The 24,756-nt window shown below is 43.2% G+C and carries 22 protein-coding genes and 1 tRNA gene; 10 read left to right on the top strand and 13 right to left on the bottom strand.

The genetic code is table 11. The annotated features are described in order from the left end of the window. Positions 1–94 precede the first annotated feature (94 nt). The 3 genes from AC5ZC7_RS18840 to AC5ZC7_RS18850 form a co-directional block, all read right to left on the bottom strand. The gene (locus AC5ZC7_RS18840; RefSeq protein WP_496157352.1) at positions 95–841 is read right to left on the bottom strand and encodes a DUF8737 domain-containing protein; all 747 of its coding nucleotides are present in this window, start codon (positions 839–841) and stop codon (positions 95–97) included. Between the two features lie 78 nt (positions 842–919). Continuing rightward, positions 920–1,513 (bottom strand): cyclic nucleotide-binding domain-containing protein, encoded by a 594-nt coding sequence (locus tag AC5ZC7_RS18845; RefSeq protein WP_496157351.1) that lies wholly within the window; start codon positions 1,511–1,513, stop codon positions 920–922. Positions 1,514–1,726: 213 nt separating this feature from the next. Next, positions 1,727–1,879, bottom strand: a complete 153-nt coding sequence (locus AC5ZC7_RS18850; RefSeq protein ID WP_511911254.1) for a hypothetical protein — start codon at positions 1,877–1,879, stop codon at positions 1,727–1,729. Between the two features lie 168 nt (positions 1,880–2,047). Here AC5ZC7_RS18850 and AC5ZC7_RS18855 point away from each other — a divergent pair, with 168 nt between their 5' ends. After that, positions 2,048–2,665, top strand: a complete 618-nt coding sequence (locus tag AC5ZC7_RS18855; protein WP_496157350.1) for a hypothetical protein — start codon at positions 2,048–2,050, stop codon at positions 2,663–2,665. 25 nt (positions 2,666–2,690) lie between these two features. Here the strand turns inward: AC5ZC7_RS18855 and AC5ZC7_RS18860 are convergent, their stop codons facing one another. The 4 genes from AC5ZC7_RS18860 to AC5ZC7_RS18875 all read right to left on the bottom strand — a co-directional run bounded on the left by AC5ZC7_RS18860 (position 2,691) and on the right by AC5ZC7_RS18875 (position 5,777). After that, positions 2,691–2,945, bottom strand: coding sequence for a hypothetical protein (locus AC5ZC7_RS18860; protein ID WP_496157349.1), 255 nt, complete (start codon positions 2,943–2,945; stop codon positions 2,691–2,693). 69 nt (positions 2,946–3,014) lie between these two features. Continuing rightward, positions 3,015–3,356, bottom strand: a complete 342-nt coding sequence (locus AC5ZC7_RS18865; RefSeq protein ID WP_496157348.1) for a hypothetical protein — start codon at positions 3,354–3,356, stop codon at positions 3,015–3,017. A 324-nt stretch (positions 3,357–3,680) separates the two neighbouring features. After that, on the bottom strand, positions 3,681–5,042 hold the full coding sequence (locus tag AC5ZC7_RS18870; protein WP_496157347.1) for an ATP-binding protein: 1,362 nt from the start codon (positions 5,040–5,042) through the stop codon (positions 3,681–3,683). A 408-nt stretch (positions 5,043–5,450) separates the two neighbouring features. Beyond that, complete coding sequence (locus AC5ZC7_RS18875) at positions 5,451–5,777, bottom strand: hypothetical protein (RefSeq protein WP_496157346.1); 327 nt, start codon at positions 5,775–5,777, stop codon at positions 5,451–5,453. Between the two features lie 510 nt (positions 5,778–6,287). On the opposite strand from AC5ZC7_RS18875, the gene AC5ZC7_RS18880 reads away from it, so the two are divergent. Next, complete coding sequence (locus AC5ZC7_RS18880; protein WP_496157345.1) at positions 6,288–6,764, top strand: hypothetical protein; 477 nt, start codon at positions 6,288–6,290, stop codon at positions 6,762–6,764. A 191-nt stretch (positions 6,765–6,955) separates the two neighbouring features. Here AC5ZC7_RS18880 and AC5ZC7_RS18885 read toward each other — a convergent pair whose 3' ends face one another. From AC5ZC7_RS18885 to AC5ZC7_RS18900, 4 genes are all read right to left on the bottom strand, one after another. After that, positions 6,956–8,191, bottom strand: coding sequence for a tyrosine-type recombinase/integrase (locus AC5ZC7_RS18885; protein ID WP_496157344.1), 1,236 nt, complete (start codon positions 8,189–8,191; stop codon positions 6,956–6,958). Positions 8,192–8,451: 260 nt separating this feature from the next. Beyond that, positions 8,452–8,527 (bottom strand) — tRNA-Lys (locus AC5ZC7_RS18890). Between the two features lie 56 nt (positions 8,528–8,583). Next, on the bottom strand, positions 8,584–9,057 hold the full coding sequence (locus AC5ZC7_RS18895) for a DinB family protein (protein ID WP_496157343.1): 474 nt from the start codon (positions 9,055–9,057) through the stop codon (positions 8,584–8,586). 1 nt (position 9,058) lies between these two features. Continuing rightward, on the bottom strand, positions 9,059–9,424 hold the full coding sequence (locus tag AC5ZC7_RS18900) for a winged helix-turn-helix transcriptional regulator (RefSeq protein ID WP_496157342.1): 366 nt from the start codon (positions 9,422–9,424) through the stop codon (positions 9,059–9,061). 147 nt (positions 9,425–9,571) lie between these two features. Here AC5ZC7_RS18900 and AC5ZC7_RS18905 point away from each other — a divergent pair, with 147 nt between their 5' ends. Next, entirely contained in the window at positions 9,572–10,105 is a 534-nt protein-coding gene (locus tag AC5ZC7_RS18905; protein WP_496157341.1) for an NAD(P)H-dependent oxidoreductase, read from the top strand. A 59-nt stretch (positions 10,106–10,164) separates the two neighbouring features. Here the strand turns inward: AC5ZC7_RS18905 and AC5ZC7_RS18910 are convergent, their stop codons facing one another. Further along, positions 10,165–11,325 (bottom strand): acyltransferase family protein, encoded by a 1,161-nt coding sequence (locus AC5ZC7_RS18910; protein WP_496157340.1) that lies wholly within the window; start codon positions 11,323–11,325, stop codon positions 10,165–10,167. Between the two features lie 365 nt (positions 11,326–11,690). On the opposite strand from AC5ZC7_RS18910, the gene AC5ZC7_RS18915 reads away from it, so the two are divergent. From AC5ZC7_RS18915 to AC5ZC7_RS18945, 7 genes are all read left to right on the top strand, one after another. Further along, a complete protein-coding gene (locus AC5ZC7_RS18915) occupies positions 11,691–12,074 on the top strand; it encodes a hypothetical protein (protein WP_496157339.1) in 384 nt (127 codons plus the stop codon). Positions 12,075–12,514: 440 nt separating this feature from the next. After that, positions 12,515–13,069 (top strand): sigma-70 family RNA polymerase sigma factor, encoded by a 555-nt coding sequence (locus tag AC5ZC7_RS18920; protein ID WP_496157338.1) that lies wholly within the window; start codon positions 12,515–12,517, stop codon positions 13,067–13,069. 69 nt (positions 13,070–13,138) lie between these two features. Beyond that, positions 13,139–14,212, top strand: a complete 1,074-nt coding sequence (locus AC5ZC7_RS18925; protein WP_496157337.1) for a FecR domain-containing protein — start codon at positions 13,139–13,141, stop codon at positions 14,210–14,212. A gap of 139 nt (positions 14,213–14,351) precedes the next feature. Then, a complete protein-coding gene (locus AC5ZC7_RS18930; protein WP_496157336.1) occupies positions 14,352–17,759 on the top strand; it encodes a SusC/RagA family TonB-linked outer membrane protein in 3,408 nt (1,135 codons plus the stop codon). A 10-nt stretch (positions 17,760–17,769) separates the two neighbouring features. Continuing rightward, positions 17,770–19,719, top strand: coding sequence for a RagB/SusD family nutrient uptake outer membrane protein (locus AC5ZC7_RS18935; protein WP_496157335.1), 1,950 nt, complete (start codon positions 17,770–17,772; stop codon positions 19,717–19,719). 20 nt (positions 19,720–19,739) lie between these two features. Next, a complete protein-coding gene (locus AC5ZC7_RS18940) occupies positions 19,740–20,900 on the top strand; it encodes a BT_3987 domain-containing protein (protein ID WP_496157334.1) in 1,161 nt (386 codons plus the stop codon). Between the two features lie 190 nt (positions 20,901–21,090). Then, positions 21,091–22,131: an RNA ligase family protein gene (locus tag AC5ZC7_RS18945; protein ID WP_496157333.1), complete on the top strand. Its 1,041-nt coding sequence runs from the start codon at positions 21,091–21,093 to the stop codon at positions 22,129–22,131. A gap of 52 nt (positions 22,132–22,183) precedes the next feature. Here AC5ZC7_RS18945 and AC5ZC7_RS18950 read toward each other — a convergent pair whose 3' ends face one another. Further along, positions 22,184–24,499 (bottom strand): hypothetical protein, encoded by a 2,316-nt coding sequence (locus AC5ZC7_RS18950; RefSeq protein WP_496157332.1) that lies wholly within the window; start codon positions 24,497–24,499, stop codon positions 22,184–22,186. Positions 24,500–24,756 lie beyond the last annotated feature (257 nt).

Raw genomic sequence — 24,756 nt, forward strand, 5'->3', positions numbered from 1 at the left:
TAAATAATATTAGCGATGTGAATATATTTATTATTGTTATTGGGGCTGCCACCGATGTTAACCATTTCTTTGCCAAAATTAACCGGCTGGTATATCAACTATTTGCATATGAATACTCTTTGGGGCTCTCCACAGTTTTCAGCAGCTGCAATTTCCTGAAAACCGTGGTGTGCAAAAATAAAATAGTTGCCGGTGCAAAAGCAGGGAACCAAACAAAAGGGAATACCGCCATTTCACGGAGATTCCCATTGGCACCGATAATAACGGCAATCGTGAGCAGGTTAACGATGTCCAGTATCCCGAAAATGTTCCAGGCGTACACCGCCACCTTCCAACCGGGTTTCCTTTTCGACACCATTCTCGCCACTGGTAGAGCCAGCACCGCGGTAATGAGGTCTCCCAGGTCGGCAGAGAAGGCAAATTTTTCCGGCAGTAAGTGATAGCCGTATAGGATAATGAAAAATATGCCAAGCACCCGGAATACATGTACAGCGATAAGCGACTCCAATGTAATGGACCTGAGTAGTTTTTTAAATAGTGGGGTATTTCCAATAAAGCCAAACAGGATAACCATTAACGGTAAAGCGGCCCAAACCACTACTTTAGGGGGCACGGAGTCGACGTTAAACGTACCTCTTAGGGCGAACACCGATACATACGCCAGGTAAGCAACATAGAAGCTAAAAATTCCTATCTGAATATTCCTTGCCTTCCGCAGGGACATACCTGCGTCAAGTGCCGCCTGTTTTACCGGCCAGGTAATAAAAGCGATAGAAAAAAGGAAACTTGCAATAAATATGATGATGGCCCCAAGTGGCATGGCCGAAACCTGATTTTCCATTTGATGAGTTGTTTTAATAAAATAATAAAACAAAGGAAAACCAAATCTCCAAGCTCGCACTTAGCAAATGGCAAGAAATCAACTACCTGTATTTTTCTTTGCAAACTCCTTTCTGATCCTGCTTAATGAGGTGTCGGTGATACCGAGGTAGGTAGCGATATATTTTAGGGGTACGTCCTGAAAAATTTCCGGGCTTGAACTGATCAGGTGACTATATCGTTGTTCAGCTGTTTCCTGTAGCATCGATAACATTCTTTCCTTTAAAATGCCGTATTGATTTACAATATTCAGCCTTCCAAATTCACGAAACTCCGGGATGGTATGGAAGCTTGCCTGCATGTCTTCATAGGTGATAAACCAGGTTTCACAATCGGTGACGGCCTGGATATATTCCCTTGCAGGAGCTCTTTTGAAGAACGATAGCAAGTCTGTAGCAAAGGTGTTTTTTGCATAAAACGCGGTGGTCACTTCATTACCGTCAACGTCATAAATATAGGATCTGACAATGCCTTTCTCAATGAAGTGAGATTCATGGCATACTTTTCCTTCCTTCAGCAGGTAGCCATTCCGCTCGATTTTCATCGGCATAAACTTCCCTGCCAGTTGTTCGGCCTTTAGCTGGCTGATTGGCAATGCCTGCTGTACAAACTGAACCAGGCTGTCTTTATTCATTGTTTATCTTTTACCTCAAATATTCGGTTTAAATGGCCTGTAAAAGATAAGAAATTTAAAGCAGGAAAGTAACGGGCTGACCTTTTCGATCAGCCCGTTGGGATTTGTTTCTGGCGTATTTAATTTTACGCTTTGTGGTGATCCCCTTGGATCTGCGCAAGTTTGCCGACACTGCGTGAATTTAAGAGTAGCTATGTTCAATTCAGCTATTTCCTATTGTGCTGCTACAGCTGCGAACCTAAAATATGCAACAATTGCTGACAGGATAAAAACTATAATCAACATTGGGAGCATTTTGTATTCCTTCTTCTTGACGTGAACAACCATGCCTGCTAACATAATTGAGCAAAAGGCTGCTGCTGCCATAGGTGTCAAAATGGGTATAATGCCTGAAAGCCACGGGACTATAATGCCGATACATGCCTATCAAATAGCAAATGGCTCGAATCTTGTCGGGAATTCTAAATGTTGTCTACAAAACTTGATCAATATTGAAGATAATTGTACTTTAGGCTAAAATCTCCTAATTTCAATATGACAAAATGTAGCTTACATCAGAAAAATTTTCTACTTCAGGAGAAATGGTTTGAGATAAAGGCTGATGGGTTAGCAATTCGAAATAAACAATTGCTTAACAGCAGTGAATATTATCTCAAATTCGAAGACATAGGGGTAAAGGTAATAAAATCAAAATCTGGCAATAGAGGTTGGCTTGTTGGAGTCTTATTTTTGGCAGGCATTTCAGCCTTACTCTATGTCGAGGAAGGTAAAGGCGGGAAAGTAGGGGAAAATGCCTATTTATTCTATTTAACAGCTGCGATACTTTGCTTCATTGCGTATTTGTTTACATATAAGCGATTAATTTATCTCGCTCCAAACAATAATTCAAATGCTATAGCCTTTTTGATAGACAACCCATCCAAAACAGAACTCTCACAGTTTATACAAGTCCTTATGGAGAAAAGGAAAGCGTATCTTGTAGGCAAATATGGTCAAATATCAACGTTGTTATCATACGAGCAACAACAACAAAATATTTTATGGCTTCGTAATGTTGATGCACTGTCACATGATGAGTATTTATTAAAACTACAAGAATTAAATACGCTTTTCAAGCCCTTCCCAGGGATAAGTGATTTTCACCTTAGCTAATTTCCGTGTTTAAAAACCTAAAAAATCAATCAATTACCATCGCTGGATTACCATCGGCTTTGAAGTACCAAAACATGTACCCTTGATGCATCATAAAAACAAAGTCATCACTATCAAGAAAAATTTCGGCTCCATCTTCTTCTAAAAGCGCAATTGCCCCTATGTTCAAGTCGGGATAATCATTGCGAAGGTCTGTTCCGACTAAACCTGCCGGTAAAGAACGAGAACAACGTCTATAAAAATCCTTATAAATTTGAGGAAGTAAAATTCTATCCTCCATCAGTTGAAGATAACTCTCGTTTTTATTTTGAATCTCATAGGTAAGGCTTAAAAAGTAGTACTCAACACCCTAACCAAATATAGCGTTACCCTTCCAAAATATTCTATGTAAAACGGCAGAAAGAATAATCAATGAAAACAATATAATCCCTATAGTTAATGTTAAATCTATTATTAAATATTTTGAAATATACCCCATATTTACACTCCTTTTTTCCTCACCTTTTACCGCTTTCACAAAAAAATGCACTTTTAAAAAAAATAATACTGCCAATAATAAGAATATAATTCCAACAAAAAGATTAATAACAAAGTCATTTCTACTTAGAATAATACTACCAATGGTAAACAAGCCTATTAACAACCAAAGGAGTACATTAAAATAGGACATAATTATATATATTTTCTTCATTTTAAATTATTTGTAGATAATCATTACTTGTTTGCAAGCGAACTTAGAGTCGGTATGTCTTTTAACATTGCCTAGCTTTCAACCTCCTATAAAACTAGTCGAAAATTTCAGAATATTATGGCACAAGTCAACCCAAATAAAACTAAATAAGCAGAAACAGCGCAATCGCACTTTGATAGACTAACAAATAGACCAAAAACAAAAAACCCGCGCGGCGCGCAGGTTTCAAGTTTCTCCAGTGATCCCCTTGGTACAGAAATCGAACTTATTATTTTTTGCCTTGAAAGTCCTTTGCATATTATAATAATAAATACTATAATACATTTATTGCCCCTTTGCTGCACCTTTTGCCCCTTTATTGCCCCTTTGCAAAACATAATAAGTCCCCTTCCCTGTTGAACCAATCTTTAAAATCAAATTCTTTTCCAATAATAACTGGAGGTCGTATGACGCTGTACGCTTGGATACATTAAATAACTCCTGGTATTCTCTATTGCTGATTCGTTCATTTGCTTTCATAAACAACAATGCCTTAATATGTCTTTCCTCGAGATCGTATCGCCGCAAAAAATCCTCTGTATAAATATCTTTCAGAAATGTTATGCTAAAGCCCCCCTGCTCTTCTTCAATCAGAGGCTCAGGCATTCCTGCTTCCACACAAGCATCAATGATTTTATTAATGCCTCTTCCCCATGATTCAATATAACCAGACTTAAAAAAAACATTTGCTATATTTCTATTCCTTGGATAGGAGGAGTGTTCCTTTCGCAATTCATCAACGCTCAACTCCTCGGGTAAAATTCCTGGATTCCATAAATGTAAACGATCATCATAAACACGAAGAAATATGTAGGTACTTGAATAATCTTTATGAATAATGGAATTCAATATTGCCTCGCGTAAGGCCGGCTCTGGATACTCCAAAGGCTCTAGTCTTTCTAAACCTTTGTATGAAATTGGTCTGATTAAATACTTCATCTTTAAAACCTCCATGACCCTATCTGCCATATCAAAAATATTGGTTTCGACAATATCATGAAATAAAAGATCATGACTTGATTTACCGAATCTACCAATTTTAAAACTTGCGGTCACTGTCACCTTCATAAGATCCTTACCAAAAAGTAACATAGAAGCATTTGTTAATTGGCCTTGTTCTGTTATTAGATCAAGGTTTTTTAATAGCACATCAATTTTCATTTTTACCGCTGTAGACGGAATTCTGTTCTTCTCAACAGCTTTAGTGATAAAAAATTGGATAGTGCTTTCATTTAGGTCTTTTAATGTAACACCTTCTATTGGTATATCTTCCCATTTTCTCCCTATCTTTTTCAAAAGCAAATTCTGCAAAGCAATACCCTTCAATTCCTGCTTTGTGCTGCCACTACGATAATGATAGATACCATGATACGCGATTGGAACACTGCTAACGGGGACTATGATTTCAATATAATGTCTATTTACCTTTCTATGTAAATTGATGTCAACAACTAGTCCTAAATGATTAACCACTTTATTCGGTATATCATCCATCAATTTTCCATATTCATCAACTCCGACCACAATGCCATTATCGTCAATACCAATAAATAATTTACCGCCTTGCGCATTCGCGAATCCACATACCCATTTAAGATACTCATCTCTCCAGGATTGCTTGTACTCTATATTGTGCTGTTCTGGCATATTTTACGACATTAAACATCGATATGTCACAAAACTAATACGAGGGAGGAAATCTATGTTCTGCCCACTTGTGAAACAATTTGTATTAACAAACATTACAGCCTTATGGGACTCGAATCCGGATCTCCCTGAAAATAAACCGTTTATTTTTTGTTGAAAATTGATGCAAAAAAAATCGAACGAAAAAAAGCCTTCAAGTCTTGCGACCTGAAGGCTTCTTCATTTTTCCGTGATCCCCTTGGGAGTAGCACGTATGTTCGTAATGTCTTGTAGAATGGGTATTTGATAGTGGTGAGCGGATTTTGCTAACCGTAATGCTAACCTGATTGGTATATCCAAAAATGTTGTCAGTAATCGTGGTTTCTCAAAAATAACAAAATATTTTTATCCTATTGAAAATTAATCCCCTTACTCACCATAAAACTCCATATCATCTCCCTGAACTTTAGCGTTAAGGGCTACAGCAATTTTTATCATTTTCTTTATAGTTTCATCATCCGGACTTTTCGCACAGATATTTCCCTTGTAATAGTAGAAGCAAGCGGAATTACTGCCTGAATATCCTACCAAGGTAATCTCCCCCCCATCCTTTACATTTAACACTTCCATCTGGTCACCCAACTTCATTTCAATATCGTTTGTTACATAATCTTTCCATTCATCAATAGATATTTTTTTTTCGATATCGTCTTCGAACCAATTATCCTGGCGTGTTATGTGTAATTCATAGCCCATAGAAATAAAAATTAAGCTATGAATATAGATATATTGGGTTGAAAAAAAATTATAAGAAGAGGAAATTATGTATAGCCAGCTATGTTTTGGTAATACCCAAACCCTTAAACCTATCATGCTACCGCATTCATAAAACCGATTTTGGGTCAACACAATATGACTTTTTTCTTTTCACCGGCACCCGATCTCCCCTTCTATCTCCGCTGCATTTCCCCCTTTGTCGACCACCGGGAGCAAAGGGGAGAGCAGTTTTTGCGCAGCAAAAACACCGCTCGCTAACGGAGCGAAGATCCGTTGACCTCCGCATACAGGTTGCGAAGCTGCCTGTATAACCTCCTCGAACTGGTGGCATAGCCACAGGTTCTATCCTAAAACAAACCGCGAAGAGCACCTAGTACCGCTTCCAAACTATCAAAATCTTCATGATTGTGTTCAGATTAACTCCAGTTGAATCAAAAGGTTCTGAAAAAAATATATTATTTTCTTAATTTGTCCCGGAATAAAATGAAAATGAAACCTTATATCCTTAAGTACAGTGCAATATTACTAGTTGGCATAATAACCCTTTGGATTATTATGCATAGACTTTCTTTAGGTATCCCCACTAACATACCTCATACACCCTTTAATATTGACGGCCTGTTGCTTATAGGCTTATTCTTAACAATACTCATATTTTTTCAAAAAAAAGTACTAACCATTGATAAGAATATTAGTATGCCTAAAATGTCATACTACAGTTTTCTTGTTTGTGTAGGAGCAGAAACACTTTTTCAGATAATAAGGTTTCCAACTTTAAATGGTGACACAATTAATGAAAATCTTTACTATTTCCTACTGGGAGTGGTCGGCATGTCTCTCTCTGGTGCGTTTCTAGGTTTCTTAATCATATATCAAATCAGAACTAAAAGAGCTGATAGAATACTGTTTTTGATAGGAGTAATTATCGCACTATTTTACTATACCCAAAAATACCTTGCCTCTTAGACTGTACTGGTCACGCCATAAAAGACTCTACCTTTTAACTAGTGAACAGATTTCCAGTGAAAAGAAAAATGTATAATGTAATACAACAAAATGCCTTATGACGAGATGTTTTTTCATATGCAGCCCGATAGCATTCCACCGTTGCAAAAAACATCTCGTCATAAGGCACCAGCCCGCGGCAGCGCACGTGTTTAAATAGTCCGCTGCAACTTCGGTTTATCAACAGCCAGGCGCTCACGTAACACCCGCATATTATTGCTAACCTTCTGCTGAGTGATCTTCGCGTATATCTGTGTAGTGCGTATACATTTATGCCCTAACATCTGGCTCACTGTTTCAATCGGTACATCATTTTCCAGCGTCACCGTGGTAGCAAAGGTATGCCGCGCGGTATGCGTCGTTAGATGCTTTTTAATATCGCATAGCGTGGCTATTTCTTGTAGATAGGCATTATACCGCTGGTTACTATTAACGGGTAACAAACGGCGATATAACAGGCAATACGGAGATTCTTTGTACCTGTCTACTATCTCTAACGGAATAGGCAGCAGCGGTACCCGTTCCGCCGTTTGGGTTTTCTCCCTATCCTTCACGATCCATTTTTCACCATCAATACCAATTACAAGGTTATCTGGTGTCAAATGCAATACATCTGTGTAGGCGTAGCCGGTAAAGCAGCAGAATAGATAAATATCGCGCACCTCTGCTAACCGTGGAATCAGTTGCTTGTTATACAAGGCCATAATTTCATCCATGGTAAGCCGCTCCCGCTGCGGATCTTCATAGGTACATTTAAACCCTGCCAACGGGCTAACGACTAACCAACCCTGATCTACAGCCAATTTGAGCATCTGTTTTAAAATCTTCACGTACTTCATAGCGGTGTTAGACCCCATCCCCTGCACAGTTGTGAGGAAGTGTTCAAAATCCGGGGCAAAAGAAAAACGAATTTCAGAAAGCGGCTTATCAGATACATGAAAATGTGCTTTTAGAAAAGCTACCACCTTCTCTTTTGTAATCTCAAAGCGTTTCAGCGTCCGCTCGGACTTCATCTTAGCTTTTACCTTCTCTGCAAACCGGCGGTTATGGAAGTCTATCACTTCGCATAAAGTCCGGGAGTGTTCAGTGATTCCAGCGAAAGAATTTTTAACCGCAGCCGCGGTTACCGGTTTACCAGAAGCAACTAAAAGGCTGTAATGTTTGTGTAGATTGGCTTTCAGCGTGAGTAACTGTCGGTTGATCGCCTGTGCTTCTTCGGAGTTTCCTTTAACACATTGGGCGGAGGCATTCCATAATGCCGGGGTTACATACTGATACGTGGAAAATTCTGCACGTTTGCCGCCTACGCTGACGCGAAGATAGATAGCGGGCTTATTGTTTTTAGTACGGCTCTTGTTGAGCCAGAAAAGAACAGAAAAGCTGGTCATACGACACTTGTTTTAAGTTAACCAAAATTGTTTCAATTGCACTTATCCTGACATCACTTAACATTGGTCAAACGCAATACAGTATAGCATTTAAGGCCAGTGACGGTTAGCACAATTTAATCATTCTGTTGCTAACCTCAACGCTCACTTTTCTATCCTAACATATCTTTTCACACAATTACCACCAAAAACAAAAAAACCTTGTAGAATCAGCTTCTACAAGGTTTTAATTACGTAAGAGTATTTCTTTTTACTCTCTGTGGTGATCCCCTTGGGACTCGAACCCAAGACCCATACATTAAAAGTGTATTGCTCTACCAACTGAGCTAGGGAATCATTCCCCTGAAGGGAGCGCGAAAGTAAACATTATTTCTAAACTACAAAAAAAATTTTCATCCTTTTTCCGCGGAGATCATTTTTTTCAGCAGCGATATTTGTCCAAGATGATAATGTGTATGCTCTGTCACCCCCAGTAAATTCCGGTGATAGCTGCCATACTTAGGGCCCGCAAAGTCCTGCGATAGTTGCGTTTCTTCGAGATCTTCTATGGCCTTTGCCAGTTGTTCGGCTTCATGTAAAGCTTTATTCACCAGTGCGTGCCACGCCGTTTCCGAAGTAACCGGGGGCAAATCGAAGCTAAATTTATCGCTGGCATCTAAGGGACCGCCCTGTAGTACTTTCAGGATAGCGCTCACATAATAGTTAATGTGAAACACCAGTACGGCAATGGTGTTCAGGTCGTGAACCTTGGTGGTGGCCTGTTCCCAGGTAATGTTGGCCAGGGTATCTTTTAAGTTTACGCTGGTCCAGTTACCACCGAAATGAACGTCTCTGAAATGTTTGGATAGTAGTTTTGTGGAAGTCATACTATAAAATGGGTTGCGCTGTTCTTTCTGAAATACTTCTCAGTTGTGGGGCGAAGCTCAGTCCCCATTGGTCAACAGCCGCAATGAGCGGCAGCAATGTTTCTCCGGAGGCCGTGAGGTGGTATTCTACCCGCAGGGGTACTTCTGCATAGATTGTTTTTCCTACCAATCCGTGCATTTCCAGTTCCCGCAAATCTTTCTGTAATACCCGCCTGGTGATACCGTTGATCGCCTGAACCAGGTCCCTTGGGCGTTTGGCGCCTTTGGCGATTTCATCGAGTAAACAAAATTTCCACTTTGAACCCACTACTTCCATCGCAATGTTAAGACCGCAATTATAATCAATGGGAATTTTCCGTTGGTACATACGCCGCTTTTTAAGTTTACAAAAGTAATGATCTCCCTGTGTGCGCGCATAGTGATAAATTTTTCACTACCGGATAAGTTAAACCCTTATTGGCTGGTGAAGTTAGGAATTTCACCTTTGCTGACAGCACAGATAATATAACAAGATATGAAGAAAACGCTGGTAATAATCATCCATCCCAATATGGCTGCTTCTGCGGTGAATAAGAGATGGGAAGAAGAATTAAAGAAATACCCGGAGAGATATGTGATACATGAATTACACGGGCAGTACCCGGACGGGCGTATCGATGTGCAGCGGGAACAACAACTGCTGGCCAATCACGACAAGATCATATTCCAGTTCCCTTTTTACTGGTTTAATTGTCCGCCGTTTTTCAAGCAATGGCTGGATGAAGTATTAACGGAGGGTTGGGCCTATGGCGCCGGCAGCGGCTACCAGGTAGCCGGTAAAAAGATGGCATTGGCCATTAGTGCGGGTATTAACGAATACGATTATCAGCCCTCCGGGAGATATAAATACACCATGGCGCAACTAACCGCTCCTTTTGAAATCACTTTCAACTATGTAAGAGCGGACTACCGGCCGTTCTTTGCTTTTTATGGCGTGGAGCATCGTCCAACAGAGGAACAGATCGATCAAAGCGCCCGGGATTATATTGCTTTTATAACAGCACTATAACCCAATAAAAAAGCGTGATACACCCCTGGTGTGTATCACGCTTTCTGCTATAGCGATGATTATACTTTGAGAAATACCTTCTTCTTATACATAAAATACAGGAACAACCACTTCACCAACAGGAAGGTGATACTCAGTGCTACGGCGCCGTATGGCTCTCCTACCAGCTGTCCCAGCCACTTAAAAAATGCGTTGTTGGTATAGCTGAAATCAATAAAATGCCCGGAAATATAGATGAGTATGGAGTTCATACCAATTACCTGGAAGAAGAAAGCCCATTTTTTATACCCGGCGATATCGATCACATAATAGAAAAGCGCCAGCAACAAAAGGCTGATACCGCCTACCTGTAGCACGAAGGAGCTGGTCCACAGATTTTTATTGATAGGAAAATCGAGGTTCCACAGCTGTGCCAGCACCAGGAATACCAGGCCTGTCAGCGCCATGATGCCTACCTTCTTCATGGGCGCCCTATCGTTGTTACGTAATAAATTACCAGTGAGAATGCCCAGCAAAGCCGTACTGATAGCGGGGAAAGTAGATGCCAGTCCTTCCGGATCATGAATACCCAGGTACAATTTACCTGGCATTAGTAAGCGATCTATATAAGAGGCGAAATTTCCTTCCATGGTCAGGGTACCAGGCGCAAACCCAGGGGCAGCAGTGAACTTCAGCAACAACCAATAGGTAAGCAAAATCCCTACAAACCAGATCATTTGCGCTCTTTCTTTGGTATACAAATAGATGATGTTGGCAAACATATAGGCCAAACCAATACGCCCTAACACACTACCAAAGCGTATTTGCGATATGGGCTGCAATTGCAGGCCATTATTGTAAATGATGCCTAATAATACCAGGATTAGTCCTCTTTTGATCACCCTTCCCAGTAGTTGTGTGCGATTTTTCCCTTTCTCCAATTCCCGTCCTACCGAATAAGGCGTGGAAACACCGGCCATAAACAGGAACAGCGGGAATATGAGGTCATAGAAATGAAATCCGTTCCACTCGGGGTGTTCTAATTGTACCCCTACTGCTTCCCAGAAAGGTGATTTCGTAGCATTGGCGATAGCATGAAAAATTGAGCCACCACCCATGATCCAGAACATATCAAATCCCCGGAGGGCATCTAATGAGTAAAGACGGCCCTTCTTTTCCCCTCCGCCAACGGCGGTTGCTGCTTCTCCAGATGGCGCTGGAGATGTTGTTAATGTACTCATGAACGATTCAGTATTGAAGAAGTCAATTGATAGTTTTATAAACGATTTTGGTTACCTGCGACTTACAAGCTAATAAAAATGAAATTAAATTTTTTTAAAATTAAAAAGAACACACATTTTCCATCTACTGTCACTGATTATCAATACATTAATTTATTGCCTGCGTTTGCTTGCTGACGACCTGCTTTCCAGGTGGATGTGCCCACTAAACAAGGACCTCCCTACCCATTCTGTGTATAGTTTCACCCAAAAATCACGGCGCTGCTATAAAAAAAGCGCTGCCTATATATAATACACGCGATCCGGCTGGTATGCTAATTGCATTTTGAATAGCGAACTATATTGAAAAACCAAAAACGTGATATATGAAAATGAAATGGATGTTTAGCATTATTAGCGTATTGTTCTTTTCGACCGTACTGTTCACTGCCTGTAGCAAAAGTACCGACCCGGCAGACACCGACATCTTCGCCGGTACCTTCAGGGGCAAAGTTGGCTACACCGCCGATGGTAAAAATGTTAGCCAGGACAACGGCAGCGTTTTTGTCACTAAAGTGGGTACCCGGTACGACTTCCGCTTCTCAGACGGTATCCCCGATCTTACCGGTGTTGAGTTTCAGAAAAAAGACGATAACACCATGGTCAGTGTCGGATCTTCCGGTACCGGCATTATTACCATCAACAAAGATAAACTGGTAATCGGGTTTACCAGGGATAACAAAGCGTGGTCGGCAGACTGCAACAGATAAACAATTAGCTTTTAGCAGTTAGCTTTTAGCTTTTAGCAAATGCAGTGAAAAGTGTTATATGGTATTCTTCGCTGCATTTGCTAAAAGCTAACTGCTAAACGCTAAAAGCTATATCCCCCCGCCTACACGATAAAAAGCCTTCACTTACTGATGCTATTTTAACTTTTGCTACTCAAATTTTGCCTGAACTTTTGTAAATCAAAAGGGATGACTTTAATTTAAATGCTAATAGAAAAAACGATTTTGGAACATCTGAAATTTGTAACAACGGATACATAATATGATCGTCAGAAATGGAATTTCCGTAAATGCTATCAACTACAGATCCATCCAATCCTTCATCCTGCTTGGCACACCAAGAATTTAGTAACCATAAGAAACTATTGCATAGGCTGTATTATTTAACACCTTTTTGTCTTTAAAGCAGTGACCAAACCGTTATGAAAGGAGGAACCGAAGCAAGACTTCTATTCCAGCAGTTACCAACCGCCGAAGGGCCCGCAGTGCTCGTAAAATTGCACAACCATTACTTCAGCAGAATATTTAAACTGATTCACTCTCTCGTGAAACAGCGCGAGTCAGCAGAAGAACTGGCCAGCGATATATTCGTGCAGCTCTGGCAACGCCGGGAAAAACTGCTTGAAGTCGGCAATCCGGAAGTATACCTGTACGTAATGGCACGTAACAAAGCCTTCGCTTTTCTGAAACAACAACTACACTTTACCGAACCACTGGACAATATCGAAGACTTCCGGCTGGAAGTAGCCCGGTCCCCGGAAGAACTACTCATCTCCTCCGAAATGTTATACCGGGTAAATACCGCTATCAACCAGCTTCCGCCCAAATGCAAACTCATTTTTATGCTGGTGAAAGAGGAATCTTTCAAATACCGCGATGTTGCCGAAATCCTGAATATCTCCCCTAAAACAGTGGAAACCCAAATGGGTATTGCCCTGAAAAAGCTCAGCAAAGCCTTCACCTTTTCTACTACATAATTTTTTTTTCCGGCACTTAAGGGTAAACGGTTGTTTTACTACTCCTTCTAATAAACGACCGCCATTTACATGGACAGAATCTGGGAATTACTCGCCAAAAAGTTTAGTCATGAGATCTCTGATCACGAGATTAAAGAACTGGAGTTCCTGCTAAAGAAACATCAGCAGGAATTACAGCAAGGTGAAGTATTGGATGCTGTTTTCAACCTGGAGATTGTTAAGGGAGAAGATCCCGCCATGTTGGAACGAAGCGAAAAACGGTTACTCCGGCTAATCGGTGAAGAACCAGCTAACGACCTCCAGGCCAACGAGGAAGCCACGCCGGCAGACAACCCGCTGAAAAAACATTTCAGGCGTTATTCCAAACTATACGTGGCAGCTACACTCAACCTGGCAGTACTCACAGGATTATACCTGTTTGCCAGTCATAATGCCGCCGGCACTTTTGTGAATAAAATCAACACGGAACGGGGCGCCAAAACCACCATTCATTTACCAGATGGTTCAGTTGTTATCCTGAACTCCGGGAGCCGCCTCACCTATGATAAAGATTTTGGCATAAAAAACAGGCTCATTAACCTGGAAGGCGAAGCCTACTTTGATGTGAAGAAAGATCCGGCCATGCCAATGCAGGTAGCTACTCCCAGCGTACGCGTCACCGTACTCGGTACCACCTTTAATGTAAAAGCTTATGCAGAAGATTCTGTTGTGGAAGCATCCCTGTTCACCGGTGCTATCCAGCTGGCTACCAACAAAGATCCGGAAAGAATCATCCTGCTGAGACCAAGGGAAAAAGTGACCATTAATCAAAAACAAAACATATACACCAGTACACCAAAAGAAATACATAACGAAACCGTGTCACTACAACACCTGACGCTTAACCGTATCGACAGCAGCTTCGACGAAACAGCGTGGCTAAAAAATAAATTAGTTTTCCGTTCTGCCAGATTCCAGGACGTAGCTAATGAGCTGCAACGAAAATTCAACGTATACATCTACTTTAATGATACCGTATTCCAGGACATTCGCATCACGGGAACATTCTCCAATGAATCCATTCAGGAGATTATCCCTGCATTGCAACAAACTATTCCATTTCATTACACCAGTTCAGGCAATAAAATTTATATCAACCAATAAACATCAATTGTGCAGGTAGTATCCGCACAGTAACATCATTTAAAAACCAGATTGCTTTACGTACTTGAGGTATTGCGGACGTCATGAAGTCCGCGGGTATCTGCTTTGCCTATAGTCATCATTTTAAACCATCAGTCACATGAACGTGAAAAAAAGCTGTAAGCTACTGCTGTATCTTATTGTCATGCTATGCGTCTGCCCTTCCCTGAAGGTGTGGTCACAGCAAATTGGCATTCCCGCGGGTAAAAAGCCTATACGGGAAGTACTGGAATACATTGAAAAAACAACTGCCTACCGGTTTCTCTATACAGAAGATCCGATGTTTAACAAAATGGCAGGCGCATACGATGGCAAAGCCACTGATATTTCTGCTGCCTTAACAGCTATCCTGAAAGATACTGATATCTCCTTCCGCATCAATGCCAACAAACTGGTAACACTACATACGCCCCGCTCCGCGTTGCTGGCCGTAAAAGACAGTGCAGGCGCCGCTGTTACGCTTTCCGGCACCATTACCGATTTGCAGAATCAGCCCCTCAATATGGTGACCATTTACCTGAAGTCTAATCCACTGGTAGGAACCGTATCTGATAAAAACGGCTATTTTGTGGTGGGCAATATCTCCCGTTATGCTACCCTGGTGATTTCCTCCATAGGATATAAAACCCAGGAAGTAGATGTAAAAAATATCCCCACGGCCAGCCTCCGGAAATTCCCGATCATCATGGAATCAGAGAGCCTTACCAAAGACGAAGTAGTGGTAACGGCCATGGGTACACAAAAAAAGGTAAGTGTGGTAGGCGCTATCACCACCATCAACCCTTCAGAGTTAAAAGCCCCTACCCGTTCACTGACCTCACAGCTGGCAGGCAGAGTAGCGGGTGTTACGTTTGTACAGTCTTCTGGCCAGCCCGGGCAAGATGGTGCCTCTTTCATCATCAGGGGGATTAACTCCGTATCCGGCAGCACTTCTCCCCTGATATTAATTGATGGGCTAAGAAGAAATATCGATGACGTAGACCCCAACGATATTGCAACATTCTCGGTATTGAAAGATGCATCTGCTACAGCGGTATATGGCCTCGAAGGTTCCAATGGTATTATCGTGATTACTACCAAAACCGGTAAAATCGCCTCCAAGCCAACGGTTCGCATTTCGGCATCGCATTCTATCAACAACGCTACCTACAAACCTACCTGGGTAGATGCACCCACCTTTGCCAAAATGAAAAATGAAGCACTGGCGGTAAGAGATAAACGACCCATGTATACCGACCAGGACATCGCAAAGTTTGCAGATAATGATATGGACTTCTACCCCAATGTGGACTGGTACAAGACCATGATAAGACAAAATAATCCTGCTACCAAAGCTAACTTCAATATCAGCGGCGGCGGTAATGCGGTGACTTACTATATGTCCGGTGGGTTGTACAACGAGAAAGGCATGTTCAATAGCAAAAGTGCTTCCAATGCCAACTACAACCAGTTCAACTTCCGCTCTAACTTAAAAGCAGATCTAACGCCCATCACTACACTGGGAATTGGATTCGATGGCCGGTACAATACTACCACAGAACCAGGACAGGGAGCAGGCGCCCTGCTTGATATCATGAACAACGTAAATCCAACGTTATTCCCTGCAGAATTTTCTGATGGCTCTGCACCGGAAGAACCATCCGGCATTGTGAACCCTTACTCATTGCTAACCAAAACAGGGTTCGTGAAAAACTATGCCAACTACATGTCTACTAACCTGAACCTTACACAGAAACTGGACTTTCTCACAGAAGGATTGTTCCTGAGTGGCATTGCCTCGTTTACAAAAAGCAATTATTACGCACATCGATATTTTAAAGATTACCAACGCCACGCTATTGACTATATGAATAGCTATATGGGTACCGGACGGGATAAAGATGGTAACCTGGTAACGATCAACAAAACCCCGGATATTAACGACAAAATGGGATTCTATTACACCGCACCTACCGGTGATCGTGTAGTAGAACTGCAAGGTAGCCTGAATTACGCCCACACCTTTTTCAAAAAACTGGCGGTAACCGGGTTGATGCTGTATAAACAACGCGAGTACCTCACCGACGCCCCCAGCGGAGATGGCGGTACCCTGCTGATCAACGCATTACCCACCCGCGAACAATCAGTGGCCGGACGCGTTACCTTCGGCTGGGCCGACCGGTATTTTACGGATATCAACTTCGGCGCATCCGGATCACAAATGTTTACACCGGATAAACGCTGGTCCAGCTTCCCATCCATAGGTTTCGCCTGGGTACCCTCTGCAGAAAAATTCTGGAACGGAGGTATCGCTGATGTAATAGACTTCCTCAAATTCAGGGTGTCCTACGGCGTGGTAGGTGCCTCCGGTAGTGCCTCCCGCTTTGGCTACATGGCCACCACCGCCGGCCGTACCGGTTATACCTTCGGATTCGGACAAGCCGCCGGCAGTGGCATTTATGTTCCTGGTATCGGAGAATCCCGCCTGGAACAATTGAACCTCACCTGGGAACGTAATCAGAAATTAAACCTGGGTACAGAAATAGGTTTGTTCAGAAATATGAAACTGATTGTAGACGCTTACCAATACGTAAACAGCGACCAGCTGATTTACCTGAGCAGGCTGCCTGCTACACTGGGACTGCCATCCACACCACAAGCCAACCTCGGTAAAACCGAATCAAAAGGTATTGACTTTGACCTCACCTACACCAAATCATTTGGCAACTTCAAAATCAACTATATCAAAGCCATTGTTAGCTACAATAAAAACAAGATCATAGAAAACGGACAGCTGGATCCTAAAGTAGCCTACCAGAGCGGCATTGGACTCGATTTCGGGCGCGACCTGAACTACATTGCACTGGGATTATTTAAAGATCAGAAAGATATTGATAACAGCCCGGTGCAAACCTGGAATAAAGTAATGCCCGGAGATATCAAATATAAAGACATCGACGGCGATGGCGTTATTACTGCCAACGACAGGATCTGGACCGGTAACCGGTATCCCAAATGGAGCTATTCGCTGGCCATTGACCTGCGATATAAAAAATGGACCTTCGCTACCCGCGCCATCGGCAAGCTAAACCAGTTCAGAACCATTTACGGAAGCAGAATTCCCTTCAATCCATATAATGCAGGCGGCAACGAAAACGGTGCTATATATGCAGCGGCAGTAAAAGACCACTGGACACCCACCTCCTACTCCGGTAACCCCGCTACCGAAAATCCAAATGCTACCTATCCCAGGCTGGCTTATGGCTCAGACAACCTGAACAACGCACAAACTTCTACTTTCTGGTTAAGAGAAGCCTCCTATCTCAGAATTGCAGACGCAGAACTGGGATACACCTGGACGCCCCGATCCAAAAAATCACCGTTTAAAAGTATTTACTACTACGGCAGATGCGACAATGTATACACCTTCTCCAAATTTAAAGACTGGAATCCGGAACAAACTTCTTCCTACGCCTATCCTTTAAAAAGAACCATCTCCCTGGGATTGGAAATTGGATTTGACCTTTAAAATGACGTTCATGAAAAACAATATCATAAAATTACTTGTAGTCCTGTTCTTCCTCGTTCCATCCTTCAGCTGCCACTACCTGGAAGCAGACGAATACCTGCATGAGGTAAACAATCTCAATAATATCTGGACACAACGCATCGATATCCGGAAAGCCTGGGCCGCCTGTTATGGCGCTATGCCCAACTATTCAGATATGATTAACAGCTGGCCTTTTAATACCAATTACGATGAAGGCCACGCAGGGTTGGATAACTATCCCAACCTCGTTTTCGCCCAGGGTAAATTCAACCCGGATAATCCCATATATGGCTTCTGGGGAGATTACTACAAAGCGATCCGCACCTGCAACCTGTTCCTCGAAAATTATCACAAAGCAAACGACAAACTGCTGGTACCAGGCGAAATAGAAGGATATGCTGCTGATGCCAGGTTCCTTCGCGCATTTTACTATTCACAGATGCTGGAACTATACGGTCCTTTTCCTATCGTCAGTAAAACTATCGACTATTCCAAAACCGAAGAGCTGCCCACTACCAGGAATACCGAAGAAGAATGCGTTAACTTCATCACGTCAGAACTGGACTCCTGCATTAGCCAGTTGCCTCCGAAAGAAAAAATCCAGAATGTAGATTTAGGCCGTCCTTCCCGTGAAGCCGCCATGGCCATTAAAGCACGGGTACTGCTCTGGGATGCCAGCCCGCTGGTAAACGGTAACCCCGACTATAGCAACTTCAGAGACGCTAAAGGAAAACCCTACTTCTCTCCATCCGCAGATCCACTGAAATGGAAGAAAGCGGCAGATGCTGCCAAAGTAGTCATTGACCAGGGAAAATTTGAACTCTTTACAGTGCCCGCTAACAGCGACAAGTTAACCGTTCCCCTGGGTAATTTCCCCGGCAATAACGTTGCCTGGCCTAACGGACCTGCTGGTATCGACCCCTATCGCTCTTATAAAGGATTGTTTTCCGGTGGCAAATCCTACTGGAATAAAGAAGCCATCTGGCTCCTGAATCAGGGTAATCAAACCTGGAACCTCACCATTATGGGTATTCCAAGAAATTACAACAATAGTGAAGGAGCACAATATGCCGGAAGAGTATATGCCACACAAAAACTGGTAGATGCCTTCTTCATGAATAATGGTAACACTATAGATGAAGAAAACAGGAAATTGTACAACGATGTTGGCGTGGCGGATAATGGCGATGACCTCTATATAAGAGGAAATGGTCCGGAAGATGCGAGCCCGGTTACTACCGGGTTCAAACTGTCCAATATCAACGCTAAAGTGCCGAACCGCTGCCTTTACCGGGAAGCTCGCTTTTATGCCACTATCGGATTTATTGGTCGTGGTTACCTGCAGAACAACGGTACCATGTACTATGCCGACTACAAAGCCAATGCGTTGGACGGCTTTATCCAGACCGACCGCCCCTCCGTACGTTCCGGTTACCAGATCGTAAAATGGGTAGCTGACGATGAGCAGAAAGCAGGTGGCAGCTTTGATAAACCATATCCGGCCATACGCCTGGCAGAGATCTATCTTTCCTACGCCGAAGCATTAAATGAATATGCACCCGGAGATGCAGATATCCTCAAATATCTCAACCTGGTAAGATTCCGTGCAGGCCTACCCGGTTATGAACCCGCCAGCAAAGAAATCACCCGGGAGCGCATTAAACACGAACGCTATGTGGAAATGGCATTTGAAGCACAACGCTACTTCGATTCCCGCCGTTGGAAAGATGCCGCTAAAACTGCCCGCGACGCCTGGGGTAACAGCCTCGGCATGGGCGGCCTTGTATATGGATGCAATTACCTGTCGCCTGATGGCGGGTTTTACGACCGAGCCGTCATCGATGGTTATGTATTCAGACCTAAAAATTACTTCCTCCCAATTCCTTACCAGGAAGTAGCTAACTACTGGGGAACGCTGATACAAAATCCAGGATGGTAATACACTTAAAATCAAACCACATGAAACGCATTTATCATATACTTTCCATCGCATTTGCTGCCGCCATGCTGCATGGCTGTGGTAAACCCGACTACGAAAACAAAGAATTCTACAAACAGGAAGTCTATATTATTTCCGCTTCTTCTACTTCCGCCACAGAAAGAGAAATATCCGATGTAGCCGTACATACTTTCGTGGATACACTCAAGTATCTCAACGCCCAGTATGAGTCTGATACCATCATTGATACCAAAACTTTCATGGCAGAAATAAAGTTTAAAGTAGGTATCGGCGGTTCGCTGCCAGCTTCCCGGGACTATCGCGTGATAGTAGCTTTTGATCCGGAAGCAGTGGAGGATTATAACATCCTGAAAAACGAAACCAAGAAAATTCCGGATGCTGCTGCATATACCGTTAACGCACCATTCGATGCAAAAGAAAACGGGTTTGTGGTAACCATCCCGAAAGGCTCCTCTTCTTCCTCTCTCATTTTCACGGTACCGGTGGAAAGGGACAAAATGAAGGAATACCAGGACTACGCCTTCCCGTTAAAAGTGGTGCGCGCAGACAGCCTCCCACTGAGCAGGCAATACACCCAATTCATGATTGCCGGCCTGCTGGTAACAAAAGATAAAATCGTTAACTGGTCTGGCTTCCCTATACCTAAAATCCCTATTGGTCGCTATTACTCCGTGCAACTGGCAGGCAATGGCGGCGAAAACGCACCGGACGGAAGACTCAGAAAATACAAGTTCGTTACCCCGCTAAGCATGGACGATGATCCTAAGTTTAACGGCAAATACATGATCTGGGGATCCAGCGCCTGGTCCTTTGAAGTACACGGTTTACACAGTGCAGGCTGGATGTATAATATGCTGACACTGGTAGACCAGGATTTTGGAATATACAGACAGGATCCTATCCTGGGAGGCAATACCGATTTCCCGATGGGCACCTTCGCCTATAGCACGGTGCAGCAATCCACCGAAAACAACTTTTATGATCCCCGGCTCAAACAACTGACCATCCACTACAAAAACGTTATCGGCCAGGATTACACCGATATCCTGACTTATGTAAATGACGATTTCACCCTGGATGTACCCAACTACTGGAGTGCGCCCAAAAGCTGGCTGGAAGTGAGAAGCAGGGGATATAAATACTGGCTGCCCCAACAATAACATCCAGCAGTTATCAGCGGATGTTTTAGCCGTAGGTAGATGGATACCTGCGGCTTTTTTTATTTTCTTTAATCGTATGCCAGGCTAACCTATTACCGATGCAATGCAAGTATTAACCTATCTCTAAATCTGCAAAAAAACTTATATTGCCAACAAATTATTTTGTTATTAACCCATTGTTTTTACGGCTATGAGCGAGCATTCCGCATATGAGAAAATGCCCAAAAATTCCAAAGGACTTCACTTATCAGAAAAAGAATTAAACAGCCTGCATAAACTAAAGTGGGTAGTAACCGAAAAAATACATGGCGCCAATTTCAGTTTTGTATACGAAAACAGGCATTTACGATACGCTAAACGGAAAGGCTATCTTCAATGGGACGATGATTTTTTCGGATTCCAACAGGTAGTTGCCAACATGGAAGATGCTGTCATTGCCCTGTTTGAGCAATTACACAAAGATTTTCCTGCCTACCGGTATATTGTCTATGGAGAATTGTTTGGCGGAAAATATCCTCATCCGGGAGTAGCGCCCGATGAGCAGGTACAGGCTATTCAAACGGGTGTATATTATAGTCCCTCCATCCGGTTTTGCGCATTTGATATTGCGCTGTTAGCAGCAGACACCACCACCAAAACCTATCTCGACTACGATACAGCCATGGCTTATTTTGAACGGTTTAATATCTTTTATGCCAGGCCATTATTTATCGGGAAATGGAATGATGCGCTAAATTTTGATATCCACCGTTCTTCTACCATCCCTTCATTATTGCATTTGCCGGAGATCACGCCTAACCTCATAGAAGGCGTGGTGATAAAACCGCTCCATCATTCAACAGTAGCAACACTGAGTAGCCGTCCGGTTATCAAACATAAAAACCCTGCCTTCGATGAAGAAGAAAAATTTCACGAAGCAGAAAAGTGGTCGTTCTTACCCGACGTTAGCTCCAGGTCGGAAGAGCTGTCCTTCTTAGTAACAGAAATGGCGGGCTACATTACAGCAAACAGGCTGAATAGTGTGCTGTCGAAGATCGGGCGGCTGGACTTTGCCAACGAAAAGCGGTTGGAAGAAATAGAGAACGAATTCACCGAAGATGTATATACTGATTTTAACGTAGACAATGGAAATCTGCTGGCAGAACTGGATGCAGAGAAAATACAATGGATCCGGGATCGGATCCGGGCGCGGATAGCAGAATTCATTGGCGGGTTACCCCCTGAACAATAACCGGTATACAGGACTACCACTTTGCTATGGGTAGCCCTGTATACCGTGTCGGCTATATACGTGATAGCTGTCCATTCGCCAGCACCTGCACCTGTACTGTTTCACCGGCTTTAATGTTCACTTTCGGCCATTTCAGAAATGCCGTGTATACCAGTGGAGTGGCGGCCTGCCGGCCAGATTCTGCCATTACGGCTACCGAGGCATCATAAGCCGTAGGATTGGTTACTTCCAGCACGGTATTACCATTCTTCCTGGTCACTATTTTAGCCGTTACATGATCAAAAACATATAAGCTGCCTTTATCCGTTTGCAGATAAATGCCCGGAATTTCCATGGCCATGAGCATGCCATTGGTTTCCGTCCATGAATTGCGGGTATAAATAAAATTACCTATGCTGCCACGTCCTTCCGCGTCGCTGGGTTGTATGCGCTCCATACAAGAGCCAATAAGATAATTGGAAGTGACATGTCCCGGCATATTCACCGCTTCTGAATGGGCATGTTGAATATCGCGCAGCAATTCGGCATAGGCTTCTTTTCCTGTAGCCCGGAATAATTTAAAAAGATAATCACCGGAGGCGGTGCAGATACCTGGTGCAGCGTGCTTATTCTGTATACTGGCCCATACGGCTCCGGTCATGTTACATTGCAGTTTGCCAATGGTGCTGTTGGGCGGGAATACTACCGGGTAAGAAATAGTCCAGGTTGCACAAAGGGCTGCCTGCACTTCTGCCTTCTGTAGCCATTTACGATCGTTGGTGTGATAGTACAATGCCATCAGCGACTCCAGGAAACCAAAGGCAGATTCCGAATTGGCATCCTGTGAAATATCGCCACAGTCGCCGCCGGTAAGTCCTTGTTTTACAACATCCCTTTCGTAATAGAAATCAGCGGCTTCTTTTGCCGTTTGCAGCCATTCCGGCCGGTTAAAATAGCGGGCAGCCATTGCCAGCCCTGCGGGCGCAATAGCCCCCGCAGTGGAATTAAATACGGCTATTTCACCAGTGGCAGGGGCAATATACTGACCAAACTCATGGTGTTTCTTCCAGGTGGTGGTAAACGCTGTTGCCAGTTTTTGTGCAGCGGTTTCCCAATCTTTATGAATGCTGGCGCCATAGCCTTGTGCTTTAAACAACAGCAGGTGCTTCATCAGCCAAAGAAGGGCATCAGCATTTTTCCGCACCATGGCCTGTAGTTCCGGAAAATGAGGATTCATCTTTTCGGGTCTTATCTCGCCGGAGGCGGTCATACCGCCATAGAAATAACCACTTTTACCCTGGAGTTGATGCGCCACAAAATCCAGTTCCGCCATCACGCGAGTGCGTTCTGTTTCATTATTCATTGCCAGCATCGGATATGAGTTCATCATGCCACTCACCCAACCCAGCTGGAAATCGTTGTTGTTTTCCGGCTTATAATAACTTCCCGCAGGTACGGTAACAAAGTTGTTGCTACAAATACCACGTCCCAGTTCCAACAGCTTACTCATAGGCACCTGGTTGCGGGGTTGACCTCCTCCATCCAGGTCTTTGCGCACTTCCCGGAAGCGGGTCAGCAAAGCAGGAATGTTAGCAGCATCAAATACATATAGCCGGAAGTGCAGGGTCACTTCATCTCCTGCTTTCCAGTTGGGTGCTATATCCCCGCTAGCGTGCCAGTCGCCGAAACCCGGCGCCAATACGCGTACGGCAGGCGCGGAAATACGAAAAGCACAACTGTCTTTCTGCGCATTTTCTGCGATAGTCAAACCGTTGTTACCATATGGCGTTGCCTGCGTGGTTAACACAATAAATCCTTTTTTCTCCTGCTGAGAAAAGAAACACATGGCAGGCGTAGCGGTATTGGTAGTTTGTAATTCAATCAGCGAAGCCGCGTCCTTTTCTATTTTCAGGCGTGGGTTGTTGGAAATGGTTAATGGCACCTGTGGCTGGTAATACATATCATCCGGATAAGCCGGGCTATATCCATCTCCAATAACACGATAACGGTTGCCATTATATACGGAGGCTGGTACCATCACATAATTCCCGGGGCTCCAGCGGCTAAAATCGAAGCTAACGTTAACGGCTGTATGACTGGCAGTTCCGCTGCTGAGGCGAAATACCGCTGTAACATCCCTTACTCCCTGCTGGTCGCTTACCGGTGTTGTGGTGATGTTCAACTGCCAAACGCCATCATCACCTTTCAATGTAGCAGATTGAAAACGTTGTTCTTTGACTAAAGCCGTACCGTTGTATTGTTTGGTGGAAAAGTAAATTGTTCCGCTCAGTTGCTGTAGCAGCTGATCAACCGGTGATTGCTGAGCGGAAACGGTGATGCTACTGCCTAATAAAAATAAAACGGACCACTTCAAAAAAGAATGCCTCATTGGATCGATTAAAAAATGCTATATAATAAGCAGGGTACTGCTCTTCTCCTGCTCCATTACTATTAAAAAAAATAAACATATACCGGGCTTTCCCGGTATATGCCCTGTGTGCCATCAAAAATTAATCGTTATCCGTAGGTGATAAAAGTGTGGAATGAATATAATTGGACCTGGTGCCGACCGATAACGACGTAAAGATCTGCATATAATCGGCCTTTCACCACCCATAACTTGACTATTACTTATGTTTTATTTGC

It is taken from the genome of Chitinophaga sp. 9-1-y (genome assembly GCF_059511905.2).

Excerpts from the sequence above, each read along its gene's own strand:
- AC5ZC7_RS18840 (WP_496157352.1), bottom strand. The coding sequence starts at position 841 with ATGGAAAATCAGGTTTCGGCCATGCCACTTGGGGCCATCATCATATTT.
- AC5ZC7_RS18845 (WP_496157351.1), bottom strand. The coding sequence starts at position 1,513 with ATGAATAAAGACAGCCTGGTTCAGTTTGTACAGCAGGCATTGCCAATC.
- AC5ZC7_RS18850 (WP_511911254.1), bottom strand. The coding sequence starts at position 1,879 with ATGGCAGCAGCAGCCTTTTGCTCAATTATGTTAGCAGGCATGGTTGTT.
- AC5ZC7_RS18855 (WP_496157350.1), top strand. The coding sequence starts at position 2,048 with ATGACAAAATGTAGCTTACATCAGAAAAATTTTCTACTTCAGGAGAAA.
- AC5ZC7_RS18860 (WP_496157349.1), bottom strand. The coding sequence starts at position 2,945 with ATGGAGGATAGAATTTTACTTCCTCAAATTTATAAGGATTTTTATAGA.
- AC5ZC7_RS18865 (WP_496157348.1), bottom strand. The coding sequence starts at position 3,356 with ATGAAGAAAATATATATAATTATGTCCTATTTTAATGTACTCCTTTGG.
- AC5ZC7_RS18870 (WP_496157347.1), bottom strand. The coding sequence starts at position 5,042 with ATGCCAGAACAGCACAATATAGAGTACAAGCAATCCTGGAGAGATGAG.
- AC5ZC7_RS18875 (WP_496157346.1), bottom strand. The coding sequence starts at position 5,777 with ATGGGCTATGAATTACACATAACACGCCAGGATAATTGGTTCGAAGAC.
- AC5ZC7_RS18880 (WP_496157345.1), top strand. The coding sequence starts at position 6,288 with ATGAAACCTTATATCCTTAAGTACAGTGCAATATTACTAGTTGGCATA.
- AC5ZC7_RS18885 (WP_496157344.1), bottom strand. The coding sequence starts at position 8,191 with ATGACCAGCTTTTCTGTTCTTTTCTGGCTCAACAAGAGCCGTACTAAA.
- AC5ZC7_RS18895 (WP_496157343.1), bottom strand. The coding sequence starts at position 9,057 with ATGACTTCCACAAAACTACTATCCAAACATTTCAGAGACGTTCATTTC.
- AC5ZC7_RS18900 (WP_496157342.1), bottom strand. The coding sequence starts at position 9,424 with ATGTACCAACGGAAAATTCCCATTGATTATAATTGCGGTCTTAACATT.
- AC5ZC7_RS18905 (WP_496157341.1), top strand. The coding sequence starts at position 9,572 with ATGAAGAAAACGCTGGTAATAATCATCCATCCCAATATGGCTGCTTCT.
- AC5ZC7_RS18910 (WP_496157340.1), bottom strand. The coding sequence starts at position 11,325 with ATGAGTACATTAACAACATCTCCAGCGCCATCTGGAGAAGCAGCAACC.
- AC5ZC7_RS18915 (WP_496157339.1), top strand. The coding sequence starts at position 11,691 with ATGAAAATGAAATGGATGTTTAGCATTATTAGCGTATTGTTCTTTTCG.
- AC5ZC7_RS18920 (WP_496157338.1), top strand. The coding sequence starts at position 12,515 with ATGAAAGGAGGAACCGAAGCAAGACTTCTATTCCAGCAGTTACCAACC.
- AC5ZC7_RS18925 (WP_496157337.1), top strand. The coding sequence starts at position 13,139 with ATGGACAGAATCTGGGAATTACTCGCCAAAAAGTTTAGTCATGAGATC.
- AC5ZC7_RS18930 (WP_496157336.1), top strand. The coding sequence starts at position 14,352 with ATGAACGTGAAAAAAAGCTGTAAGCTACTGCTGTATCTTATTGTCATG.
- AC5ZC7_RS18935 (WP_496157335.1), top strand. The coding sequence starts at position 17,770 with ATGAAAAACAATATCATAAAATTACTTGTAGTCCTGTTCTTCCTCGTT.
- AC5ZC7_RS18940 (WP_496157334.1), top strand. The coding sequence starts at position 19,740 with ATGAAACGCATTTATCATATACTTTCCATCGCATTTGCTGCCGCCATG.
- AC5ZC7_RS18945 (WP_496157333.1), top strand. The coding sequence starts at position 21,091 with ATGAGCGAGCATTCCGCATATGAGAAAATGCCCAAAAATTCCAAAGGA.
- AC5ZC7_RS18950 (WP_496157332.1), bottom strand. The coding sequence starts at position 24,499 with ATGAGGCATTCTTTTTTGAAGTGGTCCGTTTTATTTTTATTAGGCAGT.